This window comes from Pseudoxanthomonas sp. 97-1-1 (genome assembly GCF_057773125.1).
The window spans coordinates 48,221-65,720 of record NZ_JBYMTJ010000004.1 but is presented as its reverse complement, the minus strand read 5'-3'; the positions used below and the strand labels follow the sequence as shown (position 1 = coordinate 65,720).

At 66.6% G+C, this 17,500-nt stretch carries 19 protein-coding genes; 9 read left to right on the top strand and 10 right to left on the bottom strand.

Annotated features, from left to right (window positions below):
• Nucleotides 1–73: 73 nt before the first annotated feature.
• The 4 genes from AC3DET_RS15585 to AC3DET_RS15570 form a co-directional block, all read right to left on the bottom strand.
• Entirely contained in the window at nt 74–457 is a 384-nt protein-coding gene (locus tag AC3DET_RS15585) for an STAS domain-containing protein (protein WP_488392211.1), read from the bottom strand.
• Between the two features lie 112 nt (nt 458–569).
• Nucleotides 570–959 (bottom strand): STAS domain-containing protein, encoded by a 390-nt coding sequence (locus tag AC3DET_RS15580; RefSeq protein WP_337732368.1) that lies wholly within the window; start codon nt 957–959, stop codon nt 570–572.
• Nucleotides 956–1,393 carry an ATP-binding protein gene (locus tag AC3DET_RS15575; RefSeq protein ID WP_192199829.1) on the bottom strand — a complete coding sequence of 146 codons (438 nt, stop codon included), beginning with the start codon at nt 1,391–1,393 and terminating at the stop codon, nt 956–958. The genes AC3DET_RS15580 and AC3DET_RS15575 overlap by 4 nt, the downstream gene beginning before the upstream one ends.
• Complete coding sequence (locus AC3DET_RS15570; RefSeq protein ID WP_488392210.1) at nt 1,365–3,392, bottom strand: SpoIIE family protein phosphatase; 2,028 nt, start codon at nt 3,390–3,392, stop codon at nt 1,365–1,367. The genes AC3DET_RS15575 and AC3DET_RS15570 overlap by 29 nt, the downstream gene beginning before the upstream one ends.
• Before the next feature lie 235 nt (nt 3,393–3,627).
• Here AC3DET_RS15570 and aceE point away from each other — a divergent pair, with 235 nt between their 5' ends.
• From aceE to AC3DET_RS15540, 6 genes are all read left to right on the top strand, one after another.
• Complete coding sequence (gene aceE, locus AC3DET_RS15565) at nt 3,628–6,321, top strand: pyruvate dehydrogenase (acetyl-transferring), homodimeric type (protein ID WP_488392209.1); 2,694 nt, start codon at nt 3,628–3,630, stop codon at nt 6,319–6,321.
• A gap of 90 nt (nt 6,322–6,411) precedes the next feature.
• Nucleotides 6,412–6,606, top strand: coding sequence for a type II toxin-antitoxin system HicA family toxin (locus AC3DET_RS15560; RefSeq protein ID WP_284448672.1), 195 nt, complete (start codon nt 6,412–6,414; stop codon nt 6,604–6,606).
• Nucleotides 6,607–6,611: 5 nt separating this feature from the next.
• Nucleotides 6,612–6,824 carry a type II toxin-antitoxin system HicB family antitoxin gene (locus AC3DET_RS15555; protein WP_488392208.1) on the top strand — a complete coding sequence of 71 codons (213 nt, stop codon included), beginning with the start codon at nt 6,612–6,614 and terminating at the stop codon, nt 6,822–6,824.
• Between the two features lie 39 nt (nt 6,825–6,863).
• Nucleotides 6,864–7,955 (top strand): DNA glycosylase AlkZ-like family protein, encoded by a 1,092-nt coding sequence (locus tag AC3DET_RS15550; RefSeq protein WP_488392207.1) that lies wholly within the window; start codon nt 6,864–6,866, stop codon nt 7,953–7,955.
• Between the two features lie 21 nt (nt 7,956–7,976).
• Nucleotides 7,977–8,663, top strand: a complete 687-nt coding sequence (locus AC3DET_RS15545) for a DUF6988 family protein (RefSeq protein ID WP_488392206.1) — start codon at nt 7,977–7,979, stop codon at nt 8,661–8,663.
• A gap of 156 nt (nt 8,664–8,819) precedes the next feature.
• Nucleotides 8,820–9,137, top strand: coding sequence for a DUF3817 domain-containing protein (locus AC3DET_RS15540; RefSeq protein ID WP_488392205.1), 318 nt, complete (start codon nt 8,820–8,822; stop codon nt 9,135–9,137).
• A 46-nt stretch (nt 9,138–9,183) separates the two neighbouring features.
• Here the strand turns inward: AC3DET_RS15540 and AC3DET_RS15535 are convergent, their stop codons facing one another.
• Both AC3DET_RS15535 and AC3DET_RS15530 read right to left on the bottom strand, forming a co-directional pair.
• Nucleotides 9,184–10,053, bottom strand: a complete 870-nt coding sequence (locus AC3DET_RS15535) for a protein NO VEIN domain-containing protein (protein ID WP_488392204.1) — start codon at nt 10,051–10,053, stop codon at nt 9,184–9,186.
• Between the two features lie 102 nt (nt 10,054–10,155).
• Complete coding sequence (locus AC3DET_RS15530; RefSeq protein WP_488392203.1) at nt 10,156–11,217, bottom strand: alpha/beta fold hydrolase; 1,062 nt, start codon at nt 11,215–11,217, stop codon at nt 10,156–10,158.
• A 189-nt stretch (nt 11,218–11,406) separates the two neighbouring features.
• On the opposite strand from AC3DET_RS15530, the gene mddA reads away from it, so the two are divergent.
• Entirely contained in the window at nt 11,407–12,165 is a 759-nt protein-coding gene (mddA, locus tag AC3DET_RS15525) for a methanethiol S-methyltransferase (RefSeq protein WP_488392202.1), read from the top strand.
• Here mddA and AC3DET_RS15520 read toward each other — a convergent pair.
• From AC3DET_RS15520 to AC3DET_RS15505, 4 genes are all read right to left on the bottom strand, one after another.
• Nucleotides 12,149–12,883 carry a hypothetical protein gene (locus AC3DET_RS15520; protein ID WP_488392201.1) on the bottom strand — a complete coding sequence of 245 codons (735 nt, stop codon included), beginning with the start codon at nt 12,881–12,883 and terminating at the stop codon, nt 12,149–12,151. The two genes, mddA and AC3DET_RS15520, sit on opposite strands and share 17 nt — an antisense overlap.
• Nucleotides 12,880–13,752, bottom strand: a complete 873-nt coding sequence (locus AC3DET_RS15515; RefSeq protein WP_488392200.1) for a DUF2167 domain-containing protein — start codon at nt 13,750–13,752, stop codon at nt 12,880–12,882. Before AC3DET_RS15515 ends, AC3DET_RS15520 begins: the two co-directional genes overlap by 4 nt.
• Nucleotides 13,753–14,014: 262 nt before the next feature.
• Nucleotides 14,015–14,398, bottom strand: coding sequence for a hypothetical protein (locus AC3DET_RS15510; RefSeq protein WP_488392199.1), 384 nt, complete (start codon nt 14,396–14,398; stop codon nt 14,015–14,017).
• Nucleotides 14,395–15,420 (bottom strand): DUF2272 domain-containing protein, encoded by a 1,026-nt coding sequence (locus AC3DET_RS15505; protein WP_488392198.1) that lies wholly within the window; start codon nt 15,418–15,420, stop codon nt 14,395–14,397. Before AC3DET_RS15505 ends, AC3DET_RS15510 begins: the two co-directional genes overlap by 4 nt.
• Nucleotides 15,421–15,612: 192 nt before the next feature.
• On the opposite strand from AC3DET_RS15505, the gene AC3DET_RS15500 reads away from it, so the two are divergent.
• Together AC3DET_RS15500 and AC3DET_RS15495 are read left to right on the top strand one after the other, a co-directional pair.
• Nucleotides 15,613–16,452 (top strand): arylamine N-acetyltransferase family protein, encoded by an 840-nt coding sequence (locus tag AC3DET_RS15500; RefSeq protein WP_488392197.1) that lies wholly within the window; start codon nt 15,613–15,615, stop codon nt 16,450–16,452.
• 66 nt (nt 16,453–16,518) lie between these two features.
• Nucleotides 16,519–17,487: a polysaccharide deacetylase family protein gene (locus AC3DET_RS15495; RefSeq protein ID WP_488392196.1), complete on the top strand. Its 969-nt coding sequence runs from the start codon at nt 16,519–16,521 to the stop codon at nt 17,485–17,487.
• The last annotated feature ends 13 nt before the right edge of the window (nt 17,488–17,500 follow it).

Here is a 17,500-nt window from a genome sequence, read left to right as displayed (position 1 = left end):
GCGACCGCATGAATCACGTGCCCAGGGTGTTTGGTGGCATGCGGTCGCGACTCACGTCGCTCCTACATAAACGTCAACTTTCTTCCTCGCCATCCAGGATCCGCCGCTGCAGCGCATCCAGGTAGGCATCGGCATCGGCGGTGGACTCGAAGATCTCGTCCATCGGCACGGCCTGCACGATCTCGATGACCTTGCGGATCTGTTCCTGCGGGTGCACCACCAGCAGACGGCCTTCATGCGGGGCCAGGGCCTTGCGCGCCTTCAGGATGCTGCGCACGCCGGCGCTGCTGATGTAGTCCAGGTGGGCCAGGTCCAGCACCAGTGCCTGCGGGCGTGCAGCCAGCATCGGCGCCAGCTGTTCGTCGAGCTGTGCGTGGCTGGCGGTGTCCAGGCGGCCGCTGAGCAGCACGTACTGGTTGCCGTTGACCGGCGGGTAGATCTCAATCTCCAGCGTCATCGGGCATCTCGGTAATCCGGATATGCCGGGTGGGGGAGCCCGGGAGGGAGGGGAGGGACGCTGGATCGTAAATCAATCGCGCGACGGGCGTATGGCCCGGGCGCGTGCTCGCTCAATCGTCGTCCTCTTCGCCGGCACGCAGCACTTTGCGCTGCATCACGTCCAGGTAGGCATCGGCTTCGGCGGTGGACGAGAAGATCTCGTTCAACGGCACGGCCTTGACCATGTCCAGCACCTTCTGGATCTGCGGCTGCGGATTGACCAGCAGCACCTTGCCGCCGTGCGGGGCGAGCGCCTTGCGGGCCTTGAAGATGGAACGGATGCCGGCGCTGCTGATGTACTCCAGCCCGGACAGGTCCAGCACCAGCGAATGCAGCTGTCGGGTCATCAGCGGTGCGAGGGCTTCGTCCAGGTCTTCGTAGGTGTGCGTGTCCAGCCGGCCAGCGAGGGTGACGCGCTGGCTGCCCTTGCCTGTCGGGTGGATGTCGATGCTGAGGCTCATGCGTCGCTCTCCTCGGTTGGGATGCGCAGGGTCAGGCGCAGCACGTTGTAGTTGCCGATCCGCTGGTAGGCGGCTTCTTCCGCCACCTGGCGCACCAGGTGCAGGCCGAGACCGCCGGTGGGCCGGTCGAGGATGTCGGCATCGAGATCCGGGGGCGGCTGGTCGAGCGGATTGAACGCGGCGCCGCTCTCGCGGAACTCGAGCGTCAGCAGGTGCTCGCGGATGCCGATGTCCACGCACAGTTCGTGCTCCTCGGCTCCCACGCGGGTCGGGTCGCCATGCTCGATGGCATTGCTGGCCAGTTCCTCCACGATCAGGCGCACGTCGCACTGGATCGCGCGGCTGACGCCGTTGTTGGCCAGCACGGCCTCCAGCGACGCGTTGAGGTCGTCCACGCGGGCGTGCTCACGTGGGATGAACAATCGCATCTGCATGCGGGGTCTCCTGTGATGGCGGAGCTTCGGCCGAAGCGGTGGTGCTGTCCAGCCGGCGACGGATGGCCAGCACGGTGATGTCGTCCGATTGCGGGGCGGCGCCCGTAAATGCGTGAACCTGCGCGATCAGCCCTTCGCACTGGTCGCGCGCGGTCGCGCCCGGCAGCAGCGCACCGGGGATGCGTTCCGCACCGAAGGCCTGGTTCCCGTCGTCGAAGGCTTCGGTGATGCCGTCGGTCCACGCCAGCAGGGTGGCGCCCGCCGGCAACTGCCCTGACCAGAGCGGGAAGGTGTCGCCCACTTCGAAGCCCAGCGGCGGCCCCGGCTGCAGCGGCAGTTCCTCGTGGCGTCCATCCGCATGCAGCAGCAGGGGCGCGTCGTGGCCCGCGCTGGCGAGCACGCAGGCGCCGCTGCGCACGTCCACGCGCCCGCACAGCACGGTGGCGAACATGCATGCATCGTTGCCCTGCACCAGCCGGCGCGACGCCTCGGCGAGCACGCGTTCCGGCGAAGCATGCGTGCTGGCGGCCACTTCCAGCACGGTCACGGTGCGGGCCATGAACAGCGCCGCCGGCACGCCCTTGTCGGACACGTCGCCGATGGCGAACCACAGGCCATCGGCGTCGGTTTCGATGAAGCAGTAGAAGTCGCCGCCCACGGCCTTGGCCGGCTCCAGTCGCGCGTAGGCCTCGAGGTGTGCGTGTTCGCGGTCGATCACGCGGCCCGGCGGCAGCATGGCCTGCTGGATCTCGCGCGCGATCGACAGCTCGCTCTCCAGCTTCTGCCGGGCCGCAGTCATGTCCTCGATCTCGCGAAGCTGCAGCTGGATCGAGCCGCGCGCGTGTTCCAGCGTGCGTGCCATCTGGCCGACTTCGTCCCGCCTGCGCACGAAGGGCACCGGCATGCTGTAGTCGCCCTGCGCCAGCCGCGCCGCCGACGACGAAAGCCCTTCCACCGGCTGGCTGATGTGGCGCGCCAGCTTGCGCACCACCAGCATGCACAGCAGCGCGAGCAGCGCGCCCACCGCCGCCAGCATCCACAGCGCCTCGGTCAGGCGGGCCATGATCAGCTCGTAGGACTGCGCGACCAGCAGGGTCCAGCCGCTGCTGCCGACCGGCTCCACCACGGTGTAGCGCCGCTCGCCGCTGACGGCATCCACGTGCGCGTACTGCAGCGGCTGCCGAACGCGCACCGCCTGCGCGGCTTCGCGCAGGTCGGCGCGACCGGCGCGCAGGATGTAGTCGTCCAGGGTCTCCAACCGCTCAACGCCCACCTCCGGATTCAGCGCCAGCGTGCCGGCCGGTGCCACCAGCGTCACCCGCCATCCCGGCAGGTGCGCCAGCGCATCCACCAGGTCGGTCAGGTTGGCCAGCGGCAGGTCCAGGCTGACCATGCCGCGGGTGCGCGCGCCGCGTCCGGGTTCGCGCAGCGGCATGTTGTAGGTGACCATCCACACGCCGCCCGCGGTCTGGTTGAGGTAGGGCTCGGACCACCAGCCGCCGGGCGATGCCACGGTACGCTGGTACCAGCCCTGGTCGCGAAAGCGATAGCCGTCGGCGACGAAGTCGCGGTCGCCGCCATTGCCGGCCACGTAGCGTGCGAACGGTACGTCGTTGCGAGTGCGGGGCTCCAGGATCAGCAGGCCGCCCACGCAGCCGGGCGTGGCGTTCACCATCGCGCGCAGGGTGGTGGTCAGTTCGTCCGGCGACAGCTGGGCGTTGCCCACCAGGTCCGAGATGCCGTGGGTGGTGATCGTCACCACGTGCAGCGCGTTGTCCAGTCGTTGCGCCGCTTCCTGCGCGGTGGCGTGCGTGTCGCGGCGCGCGTCGTCCAGGATCAGCCGGCGCGCGAACCACGCCGTCGCCAGCACCAGCAGCAACAGCAGCACCACGTTGACCAGGCCGGCCCACAATGCGATGCGCGTGCGCAGGCTGCTGCGCCAGTGCGCGGCACCGGCGACCTCATCTGGCACGACACTGCTGGGCACTGCGTTGCGCATGCCGACCCTGATCGTCGCGTTCCCCCCGGAAGCGGATCATAAGCTCACTTTTGCTTGCTGCATTGCAATACGGCAAAGGTCTGATTTTGGTGTGGTCATTGTCCCGGGACAGATACGCTGCATCCGCTCCATACGCCTGCGTAGCCAGGTCCCGCGGCGGGTGCGTGCGTTACACTTCAAGGCTCTAAAAGTATCGGCAATGCCGTGCCCCACGCGCGGCGCAACAGGAGCGGGAATGAACTGGTTGAACGAGATGTTGCAGAGCGATCCGGATCCGCAGGAATCCCGCGAGTGGATCGATTCCATGCAGGCGGTGATCGAGAAGAACGGCGCCCTGCGTGCTCACCAGTTGCTGGAAGGCATGGTCGAAGTGACCCGCCGCGCCGGCGCCTACCTGCCGTTCTCGCCCACCACCGAATACGTCAACACCATCGCGCCGCAGAACGAGGCCAAGAGCCCGGGCGACGCCGCACTGGAATGGCGCATCCGTTCGATCATCCGCTGGAACGCGATGGCCACCGTCGTGCGCGCCAACCGCAAGCCCGGCGACCTCGGCGGTCACATCGCCAGCTTCGCCTCCGGCGCCACGCTCTACGACGTGGGCTTCAACCACTTCTGGCGCGCGCCCAGCGACAGCCATCCGGGCGACCTGCTCTTCATCCAGGGCCACAGCGCGCCGGGCATCTACGCGCGTTCGTTCCTGGAAGGCCGCATCAGCGAGCAGCAGCTCGACAACTTCCGCATGGAAGTCGACGGCCAGGGCATTTCGTCCTATCCGCACCCGTGGCTGATGCCCGATTACTGGCAGACCCCGACCGTCTCGATGGGCCTGGGCCCGCTGGCGGCGATCTACCAGGCGCAGTTCATGAAGTACCTGGAGCACCGCGGCCTGATCGAGAAGTCCGACCGCAAGGTGTGGTGCTTCATCGGCGACGGCGAGAGCGACGAGCCGGAAACCCTCGGCGCCATCGCGCTGGCCGGCCGTGAAGGCCTCGACAACCTGATCTTCGTGGTCAACTGCAACCTGCAGCGCCTGGACGGCCCGGTGCGCGGCAACGGCAAGATCATCCAGGAGCTGGAAGGCGTGTTCCGCGGCGGTGGCTGGAACGTCATCAAGCTGCTGTGGGGCAGCTACTGGGATCCGCTCATCGCGCGCGACACCGACGGCGTCCTGAAGAAGCTGATGATGGAAACCGTCGACGGCGAGTACCAGAACTGCAAGGCGTTCGGCGGCAAGTACACGCGCGACAACTTCTTCGGCAAGTATCCGGAGACGGCGGCGATGGTCGCCAACCTGTCCGACGACGACATCTGGCGCCTCAACCGCGGCGGCCACGATCCGCACAAGGTCTACGCGGCCTACCACGAGGCGGTGAACACCAAGGGCATGCCCACCGTGATCCTGGCCAAGACGGTGAAGGGCTACGGCATGGGCTCGGCGGGCGAATCGCTCAACCCGACCCACCAGACCAAGAAGCTGGACGACGAAGCCATCCGCACGTTCCGCGACCGCTTCAACATCCCGGTCACCGACAAGCAGCTGGAAGAATCGGCGCAGGTGCCGTTCTACCACCCGGGCGAGGACTCGCCGGAAATCCAGTACCTCAAGGCGCGCCGCGCCGCGTTGGGCGGCTACCTGCCGCAGCGCCGCCGCAAGGCCAGCGAGTCGTTCGAGACGCCGAAGCTGGAAGCCTTCGACCGCCTGCTGAAGAGCACCGGCGACCGCGAGATCTCCACCACCATGGCGTTCGTGCAGGGCCTGAACATCGCACTGCGCGACAAGCAGGTCGGCCCGCGCCTGGTGCCGATCGTCGCCGACGAGGCGCGCACGTTCGGCATGGAAGGCATGTTCCGCCAGATCGGCATCTATGCGCCGTTCGGCCAGAAGTACAAGCCGGTCGATGCCGACCAGCTGATGTACTACCGCGAGGACCAGTCCGGCCAGGTGCTGCAGCAGGGCATCAGCGAGCCGGGTGCGATGTCGTCGTGGATGGCGGCGGGCACCAGCTATTCGGTCAGCAACGTGCCGATGCTGCCGTTCTACATCTACTACTCGATGTTCGGCTTCCAGCGCATCGGCGACATCGCCTGGCAGGCGGCGGACATGCGTACGCGCGGCTTCCTGCTCGGCGGCACCGCGGGCCGCACCACGTTGAACGGTGAAGGCCTGCAGCACGAGGACGGCTTCAGCCACGTGGTGGCCGGCGGCATCCCGAACGTGCGCAGCTATGACCCGACCTTCGGTTTCGAGGTGGCGGTGGTGCTGCAGCACGGCATGCAGAAGATGCTGCAGGAGCAGGTGGACGAGTACTACTACGTCACCCTGATGAACGAGAACTACACCCACCCGGAGATGCCGGAAGGCGCTGCGGCGGGGATCATCAAGGGCATGTACCTGCTCACCGATGCCGGCAAGCCGAAGAAGGGCGAGCTGCGCGTGCAGCTGCTGGGCAGCGGCACCATCCTGCGCGAGGCGATCGCGGCGGCCGAGCTGCTGGACAAGGATTTCGGCGTCACCGCCGACATCTGGTCCTGCCCGAGCTTCAACGAGCTGCGTCGCGACGGTTTCGACGCTGAGCGCTGGAACCGCCTGAACCCGGAAGCGAAGTCGCCGCGCAAGGCGTACGTGACGGAGCTGCTGGAAGGCCGCCAGGGCCCGGTGATCGCGGCGACCGACTATGTGCGTGCGTACGCGGACCAGATCCGCGCGTTCGTGCCGGCGGCGTACACGGTGCTGGGCACGGACGGCTTCGGCCGCAGCGACACCCGCGCCAACCTGCGCCGCCACTTCGAAGTGGACCGCTACTACATCGCCCACGCCGCCATCGCCGCCCTGGCGAAGGAAGGCAAGATGACCGCCAAGGACGTATCCCGCGCGATCAAGCAGTACAAGATCGATGTGGAGAAGGCGAACCCCATCGGGGTGTGATTCCGCGCACTCCCTCTCCCGCATGCGGGGGAGGGAAGAGTGGAAGGTAGTGGGTCAGAACGATGAAAACCCTTCGCAAGGAATGCGAACGTGCCTCCGAAGATCCGCGATGTCTTGCAGCAGCTGAAGGACGCAGGCTGGCAGCAGGTTGGCCAGACGGGCAGCCACCGCCAGTTCAAGCACCCGACGCTGCCGGGCCGGGTGACAGTCGCCGGCAAGCCGGGTGATGATGTGGCGCCCGGCACGTTGGGCAGCATCCTGAAACAGGCCGGGATCAAGAGGTGATTTCCATGCGCTACGCCATCGTCATCGAGCAAGCGGGCGGCAACTATTCCGCCTATGTGCCGGACCTGCCAGGCTGCGTGGCCACCGGCGCGACCAAGGCCGAGGTGGAAGCGTTGATCCGCGACGCCATTGCCTTGCATCTCGCCGGAATGCGCGAGGATGGCGTGGAGATTCCAATGCCGTCAAGCCAGGTGGAGTACATCGACGTCGCGGCGTGAGTGCGTGGCGAAGGACGATGCGGTGATGGGCTGCGCCGCATGACGCTGACCCTCGACCACCTGCGCCGCTATGCCGTCGCCCGCAGTCTGTTCAAACCGACCACCCTACCGCGCGCGATCCAGCGGCTGGGGTTCGTGCAGGCGGACCCGATCCGGGCGCCGGCACGCGCGCAGGACCTGACCCTGCGCCATCGTGTCACCGACTATCGCGCAGGTGACCTGGAACGGCGGTATCCACGCCTGCCGCTGGAAGAAGACTTCTTCGTCAACTACGGCTTCCTGCCACGCGAGCATCACCAGCTGATGCATCCGCGCACGGCACGCGAGGCGTGGACGGCCGCGCGCCGGAAGCAGGCGCAGGCGGTGCTGGCTTTCGTCAGAGAGCGCGGCACGGCTCATCCGCGCGAGGTGGATGCGCATTTCGGGCATGGCAAGACGATCAACTGGTTCGGCGGCTCGTCGAACGCGAGCACGCAGTTGCTGGACGGCATGCATTACCGCGGCCTGTTGCGGGTCGCGCGCCGCGAGGGCGGTACGCGGGTCTATGCGCCGCGCATCGGTGATGCGACACCTGTCGCGATGTCTGATGCGGAGGCGCGGCTGGATGCGTTGCTCGACATCATCGTGCGCAAGTACGCGCCGTTGCCGGCGGCGAGCCTGGGCCAGTTGCTGGGTTATCTGCGCAGCGGCGTACCGCAATGGACCGACCTGCGCGCAGCGGCGCTGAAGCGGGCGCGCCAGCGGTTGGGCACGGCGCGGGTCGATGGTGTGGACTGGTACTGGCCGGCGGACGAGGACCCGCGCTCGCGGCGCTGGAAGCCGGATGACCAGGTGCGGCTGCTGACGCCGTTCGATCCGGTGGTGTGGGACCGGCGGCGGTTCGAGTTGTTCTGGGGGTGGACGTACCGGTTCGAAGCGTACACGCCGGCGCCCAAGCGGAAGCTGGGGTATTACGCGCTGCCCGTGCTGTGGGGTGACCGGGTGATTGGGTGGGGGAATCTGAGTGTTGTAGGTGGTCAGTTGCGATCGACGTTTGGGTATGCGGATGGGCGTGCGTCGAAAGATGCCGCGTTTCGTGCTGCGCTGGGGGCTGAGTTGGAAAGGGTTCTCGTTTTTCTGAAATTGAAGTAGGGAGGGTGCGAAATGCTTGTCATGTCTTCAGGATTGCCTCCTGATTGGATCGCGAACAGAGCGGTGATATCTCGCGAGCGTAATCAGGTCTACGCCAATGAGCTCCTGAAGTTGCCGTTGCGTGAGGGAAAGAGGTGGACATTAGCTTGCGATGCTGCGGTGCTGGGAGTCGAACACCAGGGCGCGATCAGCCTTCTGATGTCGAATGGCTACTATTCAGTTGCTCACGCCGTTATCAGGCCGCTCACTGAAACGACGATTCGCGCGATGTGGTTGGTTTACGCCGCGTCCTACGAGTCAGTTGATCGTCTCTCCTCCGGCAGGGCTAAACCTGACTTGGATGACATGGCTAAAGGAATGATCAGGTGCAAGACATATCCTGATCTGAAACCAATCGCTGAAGCCGTCACTAAGGTGGGATCGCCTTTTCACGACTTTGCGCATGCCGGTATCGAGCAACTTAGGCGGCGCCGAAATGGGTTTCCACTCACGGAGATTCGCGCGGGATTCGTCCTGACCGACCTATATGGCTCGATGTCGGCAGCGGTTCTGGCTAGCCTTTACGACTCTGACAGCCTCAGGTCGGCGGTCGAAAAAAATGCTTGGCAGATCGTGGAGGAGGCTCACCGAGAGTTCGGAGTTGCCTTGCCGGGAGATGACTGGAGCCCTCGTCTACCTGAGCCCCCAGATTGGAAAGAGCCAGACTGAGGTATTGGTTCGTCTCAATCTTAGGCTTTACAGAGTCAGCAATCGCATTCTGCCTAGGCCAAGGCCCCGAAGCTCAATCTAGTGCCGTTAGAATCGCCAAGCCAGCGAGCGCCGCAGCCGCTATCGCGTCGCGGCATCCCTCACTGGAGTTCCTATATGTCCCGTCCCCTCGCGCCCGCCGGGCGTCTGTTCGCTGTCGCCGCCTTCATCGAAGGCTTTACTTGGGCCGGTCTGCTGATCGGCATGTTCCTCAAATACGGGCCGGTGGCCAACGAACTGGGCGTGAAGATTTTCGGCCCGCTGCATGGCGGCGCCTTCCTGTTCTACGTCGTCGCCACCGTGCTGTCCGCCCTGCGCCTACGCTGGCCGTGGTGGGCCACCCTGCTCGCCCTCATCGCCGCCGTGCCGCCGCTGGTGACCGTGCCGCTGGAAATGTGGTTCCGTCGGATCGGGCTGCTGAGCCCGCGCGTCTGATATTCCGAGGTGGCGGGCCTGGGCCCGCCCTACGTCGCTGCCGTGCTCAGTTGCCGACGAGCGTCGCGCGGTAGCTCACCGGATCGAGCAGGCAACTTGCCGCGATCGGGCCGTTGAGCGAGAACATGCGTGGACTCTTGCGGAAGTTGAACAGACGGTAGAGGTGGAACTGGTCAACGGCTTCTTCCGAGAAGCCAACCTCGTTCGAACTCACGAAGAAGGGCGTTTCCGGGTCATAGGATGTGGTCTTTACCTCGATGAACCTTTCGCGGCCGTCGGCATCGTATGAAAGTATGTCGAAGCCGAGCCCGTCACCCTTCACCTTGGACGTATGTTCAATCCGATCGACGAGTTGCTTGGCGCCCTCATCGAAGAGTCTGCGGGCTTCAAACTCCATGACAAGTAGTTCGCCTGCATGCCCAAGTGAACGATTCCTTGCCTCTCGTTCCAGGTAATCCCGCTTGATCGCAATGCGTTGAATGGCTGCGGCGGCTGCATCGTTGACGCGATACCTCGGTGCCGGAACCCCGACCACGAAATCTGAGAAATCAGCTATCAAGGGTGGTTCGGCAGCGGTTTCAACGCTTCGAATGGCGGCTTGGTCTAACGCAGCATCCCGCGGCAATAGCTCGCCGACCACATCGATTAGAAGCTTCTGAACGTTTGCTAGCGGTTTGTAGCCCGACACGGACTGCACGCCCAGTGCATGAAGGACAGCGCTGATGTTGCGGAACTTGTACTCGATGGCGCCCGTGTTCCGTGCCGGGATCTGGCTGGCAAGCTGTCGAATGACCTCAGCCTTGACGAAAGTCTGTCCTAGTTCCTGCATTCGAAGCATCCGCAGATAGGCAAGGACCGTAACCTCCACCTCAGCAGCGGACCACGACTCCCCTGCAATACCATCCTCGATTGCCATGCACTCACTCCCGGCCCCTTTGCCAGGATAGTGGATCTGTTTGCGCTCGTCATCGGCGTGGCATTGCGGCGACAGCAGGCGACCTCAGCTGGGTGCCCGCGGTCAATCGGATATGCCAGCCACCGACCCCTGCAACAACGCCATCGCCTGCGTCCGCGACTGCACGCCCAGCTTTTCGTAGATACGGGTGAGCGCGTTGCGGACCGTCTTGTCGCTGATGAACAGTGTGGCCGCGATCTGCGCATTGGTCCTGCCCGCGACCAGCCCCGCCACGATCTCGCGCTCACGCGGCGTCAGCTCCGCCAGGCGTTCCTCACCCTGTGGCGCGCCACCGAGGAACGCCAGCACCTCTTGGCGAAAGCGCTGCCAGGCCGGCTCGTGTTCCAGCAGCACGTGGTTGCGCGATTCCAGTTCGACGAAGCGCGCGCCCGGGATGCCGGCCGCCAGCAGCCGCCCTTCTTCCAGCGGCACCACACCGTCCTGGCGCGCATGCAGCACCAGCGTGGGGACGCGGACCTGGTCGAGCAGCGCGGTGACATTGATGCGCGCGCGCGCCTCCAGCAGCGCGGCGGCGGCTTCCGCCGTGGTCGTGGTCCGTACCAGCTCGTTGAACCAGTGCACCTGGGCTTCCGTGGCGTCGGGAATGAAGCGCGACGTGAACACCTGCCGGAACACCGGGTTCTGGTCGGCCCAGCCGACCCGCGCGATGTCGATGATGGCGTGGTACAGCCGCGCCGCGTCCTCGTCTCCACGCTCGTAGGGCCCGCGCGCGTACGCCCCGTACAGCAGCAGCCGGGACACGCGCTGCGGATGCTTCACCGCATATGCCACGCAGGCCGCCGCTCCCTGCGAGATGCCCATCAGCGCAAAGGGCTCGCGCAGGCCCGCCGCGTCCACCATCGATTCCAGGTCGCCCAGCCAGTGATCCAGGGTCAGATGCCGCGCATCGCCGCCGCTCATGCCGCAGCCGCGTTCGTCATAGCGCAGCAGGCGGTAGTGCTCGCCGAAGAACCGGTACCAGTGCCGCCAGATGGGGCTCTGCAGGTCGTATTCCAGATGGCTGAGCCAGTTCGCCGCCTTGACCAGCACGGGCCCGCTGCCCATCGACGCCCATGCCAGCCGCGCGCCATCGCCTGTGGTCAGGTAGCGGATCGCCTGCTGCATGCGGCCATCCCGGAAGGAAACCGGCCCGCAGTGTAGCCGGGACATTGTTCCCCCGCCTGGCGCGGACGATGCCGTGCGTCGGGACATTGTTCCTCTGCCGCGGACGGCATGGACCGGCCACGCTGCCGCATCCCATCCCGCGCGCCCGCAGCGGCCCCCCGGCTGCGCCGCGCCCACCACGAGGCCATGATGAAACGCACCCTGATCCTGCTCTACGGCGTGGCCTGCTACGCCGTGTTCTTCGCCACGTTCCTGTATGCCATCGGCTTCATCGGCAACCTCTGGGTGCCGAAGGGCATGGATTCCCCGCCCACCGCGCCGTTCGCCACCGCGCTGCTGATCGACCTCGGCCTGCTCGCCCTGTTCGCAGTGCAGCACAGCGTGATGGCGCGTCCCGCTTTCAAGCGGGCCTGGACGCGGCTGATACCGGAATCGGCGGAACGCAGCACCTATACCCTGCTGTCCAGCGTCGCGCTGATCCTGCTGTTCTGGCTGTGGAGTCCACTGGGTGGAACAGTCTGGGATGTCCAGAACCCTGCCGCGCGTACCGCCCTGTACGCGCTCTTCGCGGCTGGCTGGCTGCTGCTGCTGTACACCACGTTCCTGCTGAATCACTTCGACCTGTTCGGCCTGCGCCAAGTCTGGCTGCAGTTCCGCGGACGGCCCTATACCCCGCTGCCATTCCGCACGCCGACCGTGTACCGCTGGGTACGCCACCCGCTGTATGTGGCGTGGCTGCTGACCTTCTGGGCCACGCCGACCATGACCATGACGCACCTGCTGTTCGCGGTGATGACGACGGTCTACATCCTGCTCGCGATCCGCTGGGAGGAGCGCGATCTGGTTGCCGCACTGCCGGAGTATGAAGACTATCGCCGACGCGTGCCGATGCTGGTGCCGGGAACGCGCCGCGCGGAGAAAGCCCAGCGCTCTAGGTCTCTGGCGTGATGGCCGCGTCCAGCGTGCCGCGTATCCGGACGTGCGCTTGCTGCAGCCGCAGAAGCTTCTCCTCGTCGGACGACTGCGCGAACAGCGCGATGCGTCGTTCGATGGCGTCCAGTAACCGTTGCCGCTGCGGCGGCGGCAGGTTGTCCGCCGCAAAGGCCACGGGATCGCCGTGGAAGCCGCGCTGGTCGCACAGCTTGCGGTAGAGATTGACCGCGTACGGCGGGCATAGCAGGCACTCGGCGGCCAGCGTGGCCAGGCGCCGGCGCGTGAGGCCGAGTTGGCGTGATCGCACGGCCAGCCATGCAAGCATCGCGAGCGTCACCGCCAGCCAGGCCAGTAGGCCACCGAGCAGCCAGGTCGGCGGCGCGCCCGTCAGCAACAGATACGGAATGGCCAGCAGCACGACCAGTCCCGCCACCACGCATCCCGCGCGGACCGGCCACAGCTGGCGCGCGAAGGCGCGCAGGTCGTCGGCCGTGTCAGCGACCGCGCTGTCTGCCGGTGCGAGCCAGCTCGCGTGCAGCGTAGTGCGTACCGGTAGCAGCGGAGACGGAATCCAGAGGAAACGACCGCGCATCTCGGTGGCCGCCTCGACCGCGACGCGCCATGTTCGTCCCCCCGACACGACTACATCGTCGAAGTAGGCCAGACGGGCGGAATCCTGGACGTAGAACGCCAGGATGCCCGCGACCAGCAGCCACTCGCTGCTGACACTCACCGGACCGTCTTGTCCTTCTGCTTGCGTTTGAACAGGCCGCGCACCGCGGCGGCCACGCCGAACAAGCCGATCAACAGCAGCTTCCACATCTTGACCAGCACGGCGCCGGCAGCGGCCAGCCAACCCTTCTTCGACGCCACCACCGCCGCACCGCCGGTGATCAACGCCGCCAGGCCCACTTCCGCCACATGGTCGCCGGCGCGGAACTCGCTGTATTTCTCTCCCGCGGCGAAGCTGTAGCCTGGCATCAGGCGCTTGAAGTCCGCGATGGCCGGCTGCAGCGTTTCCGGATCCGCCACCACGATCACTTCCATTACGCCGCGACGACCCAGCACGCGGGTGTTGTAGTTGACGATCTTGTTCTTGCTGGTTTCGGTCTCGGCGAGAATGGCCCACTCCAGCGCCTTGAGCTGGTTGTCGTACTGAGGTTTGAACGACCAGCCGATGATGCGCATGGTCTCCCAGCCGCGCTGGCGCCGTTCTTCGTTGCCGTGCTCGGTCCCTTTGCGGACGCTTTCGAGTACGTCGTCGGCATCCACCTTTTCGTCGTCCTTGACGTAGCCCATTTCCCGGAAAGAAAAGAAGCCGATCCACGACAGGTCATGCGGCGCCAGCGTGTAAGTGTCATTGCCGTCCGCCGGGTTCTCCAGCAACTGGTTGAGTCGGCGCGTGCCGTCGACATCCAGGAACGCGTAACCCTCGGGCACGTCGACCGTGGCCCGAGTGCCGATCTTGCCGACGGTCGGTCCGAGCTGCCAAGGCAGGTCGCCGATCGGATTCGGCGCGGTGTCTTCCTGTGCACTGGCCGCGCCGGAAAACAGGAAAAGCATGAAGACCGCGGCAAGCAGCGCCGCGTATCGGATACGCATCGGTGGTTCCCTCCCATTGGCATGCCGGACTCCCCAGCCGCGCCTCATGGGCGGGCCGCATCGCTGGCCGGCTGCAGCGATACGGTGGCGAGAGTAACAGGCAGGAAGGGGGCCATAGCGGCCATCTTCATCTCAGATTTTCGGCGCGCACGACGCACGACCGGTCACCGGCCCGCAGCCGATTCCTTGAAGAGGTGGCAGCCTGGGATCGCGGTCGTGGAGGCTGCCGCCTGCTTTGCTGTCGCGCGTTCGCGTGCCGGGTTCAGTCTGCCCTGCGCAACCCATGTTCGGCACGTTCGCAGACCACCAGCGCGCCGTCTTCGCTGACGGTGCCGGTGGCCTGCACGCGGTCGCCGGCCTTCAGCGCTTGCACGTCCTCCGGGGGCGGGGCCTTGCACAGGTTCCAGCGTGCGGGCAGGTGCACCTCCACCTCGCCATTCGCACCTGCGATCCTGACCACCGCGCTGCCGTCATAGGTCCACGGCGTGGTGTCCACGCTGACGATGCTGCCGTCGACGGTGGCCTGCTGACCGGCAGCGAGCGTTGCGCTGGTGGCAGGTGGCGTGGTGGTGCAGGCGGCCAGCAGCACGGTCGCGGCGAGGGTGGCGAGACGACGTGCGGTGGGGAGGCGGGGCAGGGTTTTCATGGGGTGTCCGTGGTGGCGGGCGGGGTCGCCTCCGCCGGGCACCTTGGCACACCCGACCCGACGACGCAGTGAATGCAGCAGTCCGCCTTCTCGGGTGATCCACTGCCCGGTGCGTCCTGCACCGGCGGCAGCGCACTCGGCAGCTTCGCCAGTTCCGTCGGCGGCTTGAGCCGCAGGATCGCCGCCCAGTCCTGGCGGTTCATGCTGCACGCCGCCTCGTTGTCCGGCGCGCACAGCGTGCCGTCGCCAATGCGCAGTGGCAGCCCGCCCCAGAACTCGCCACTGCGGTTCAGCGGCAGCATCCGCATGGTCACGGCCTGCTGCACGTTGCCGCCGATCGCGTACGCCGTGCTGTCGTTGTTCGGGTTCACCGCCACCACGATGTCGCAATGCATGTCCAGCGGCCCGCCACTGCGCAGCACCGGCAGCAAGCCTTCGTGGCCGAACAGGCGGCCGGACTGGCGCACGTAGCAGATCAGGTCGCCCACCACCGGCTTGGCCTTCGCCACGTCGATGACGTCGAAGGCGTTGGTCGACGGGTTCTGGAACGCCGCCTGCACATAGGTGAAGTGGCGGCTGGAACCGCGGAAGCCGGGCACCCGGGCTTCGCGCATCACCCACGAGATGAAGGCGGCCGACCACGGCGTATCCACCACGAAGCCGCGGCAGGCTTCGGCCTGCGGACCGGTGGCGGAGGCGTACAGGCACTCGGTCGCACCGCGGCGGTGGCCGATGGCGCCAAGCAGGCCGCTGTCGCGCCAGTAGCGCGCGACGCGTTGCCAGGCGCGGTCATCGCCGATCGACAACAGCGACGACTCGGCTTCCATCATCGGCGCGTTCGCCATCCGGCCGTTGCGGTCGATGAAGGGGCGGTACCACATCAGGTGCTCGCGGCAAGCGACCGCGGCGATGCGGGTGGCGACGTCGGACGGCGTCTGCTGCGACAACTGCGGGCAGGCGTCGGCCGCGAACGCGGCACCGGAAGACAACAACAGGAACGGCAGCAACAACCAAGCACGCATCAGCACATCCTTCGGGGTCCGTGATCCTCTTACGCATCATGCCGCATCCGCAGGACACGCTGCCGTCACGCGGACTGAAGGTATGGAAATGGTCAGCGGACCGCTTCCATCGATGATGCGGATGGCGCACCGCCTTGACCTCAATCGCGCTTGAGGTCGCACAGTGGCCGCCTGCCGATCAAGGAGTCCGCCATGGCCACCGCCCTTACCGACATCGCGCTGTACCTGCACCGCCTGGGTCATGACCGGGCGCCACCGCCCACACTGGAAACCCTGCGCGCGCTGCAGCAGCGGCATACTTCCACGTTCCCGTTCGAAACCCTGTCCACCCTGCTGCACCTGCCCGTGCCGCTGGACCTGCCGGCCATCCAGCACAAGCTGCTGCACGAAGGTCGCGGCGGCTACTGCTACGAACTCAACCGCGTTTTCCTGGCGTTGCTGCAACACCTGGGGTTCGATGCACGCGGCCTGACGGCGCGCGTGGTGATGGGAGGGCCGGAGGACGAACTGACCGCGCGCACCCATCTGCTGGTGCTGGTCACCGTGGACGGTCAGCGCCATATCGCCGATGTCAGCTTCGGCGGCATGGTGCCCACCGCACCGCTGCGGCTGGACACCGAGGACGTGCAAGCCACGCCGCACGAGCCGTACCGCATCACCCGGCATGACGGCCTGCATACCCTGCGCGCCCTGGTGGCCGGCGAGTGGCGGGCGATGTACGTGTTCGACCTGCAACCCCAGGCCGAGATCGACTACATCGTCGGCAACTGGTACGTCAGCACGCATCCGGACTCGCCGTTCCTGGGCCAGCTGCGCGCCGCACGCACCGGGCCGGGCTGGCGCAGGACGCTCAACAACGGCAGCTTCGCCGTCCATCGCCTCGGCCATGCGAGCGAACGGCGCAGCCTGCCGGATGCCGATGCCGTGATCGCGGTACTGCGGGATGAATTCGACATCCGCGCGCCGGACCATCCCGGCCTGCGTGCCACCATTGATGCGCGACTGCGGGCGGAATCCAGCGGCACGTCCTGATCCGTCTGGCGGCAGGGCCATGGCGGACGGTAAGCTCGCCGCTCCGCCGGCTGCCCTGGATCGCGCGTGCCCTTCCTCCTGCGTGTACTGCTGTTGTCGGCGCTTGCGTTGAGCGCGCATGCCGCCGGCCCCGACCGCCGCATCGCCATCACCATCGACGACCTGCCATGGCAGCGCATGGGCAAGACGCCGGAAGCCGAATTGCCGGCGCGGCACGCGCAGTTGATGGCGCAGCTGGAGCAGGCCGGCGTGCCGGTGGTGGGGTTCGTCAACGAAGGCAAGCTGGAGATCGATGGCCAGGTGCAGCCTGCACGCGTGGCGATGCTGCGCGACTGGCTTGAGGCGGGCTTCGAACTGGGCAACCACACCCATGGCCACCTCGACCTGCATGCGGTCGGCCTGCCCGCGTTCCAGCAGAACATCCTGGACGGCGAGCGCGTACTGCGTCCGCTGCTGGCGGAACGCGGACAGGTGCCGCGCTGGTTCCGTCATCCCTATCTTCGCGCGGGGCGCACGCCGGAGGACCGCGCCACGCTGTCGGCGTTCCTCGGCGAACACGGCTACCGCATCGCGCCGGTGACGGTGGACAACGGCGAATGGGTCTGGGCCTTCGCCTATGCGAACGTGCTGGACGGCCAGCCGGATACGCCGGAGCGCGCCGCCACGCTGGAGCGCCTGCGGCGCGGCTACATCCCCTACATGCTCAACAAGGTCGACTACTACGAGCGGCAATCGCAGGCGCTGCTGGGCCATGCGCTGCCGCAGGTGTGGCTGCTGCATGCCAACGAGCTCAACGCGGTGGCCTACGCCGAACTCGTGGCCGGCGTGCAGCGGCGCGGCTACCGGGTGGTGACGCTGGAAGAAGCGCTGCGCGACCCCGCGTATGCCCGCGGCGAGGACGGCTACAACGGTCGCTTCGGTCCCAGCTGGCTGCACCGCTGGGCGATGGCCGAGAAGAAGCCCAGGGACTTCTATGCCGGCGAGCCGGTGGTGCCCGGATGGGTGCTGGCGCTGGCAGGCGTGGCATCGGAATAGCTGGCCCACGGCG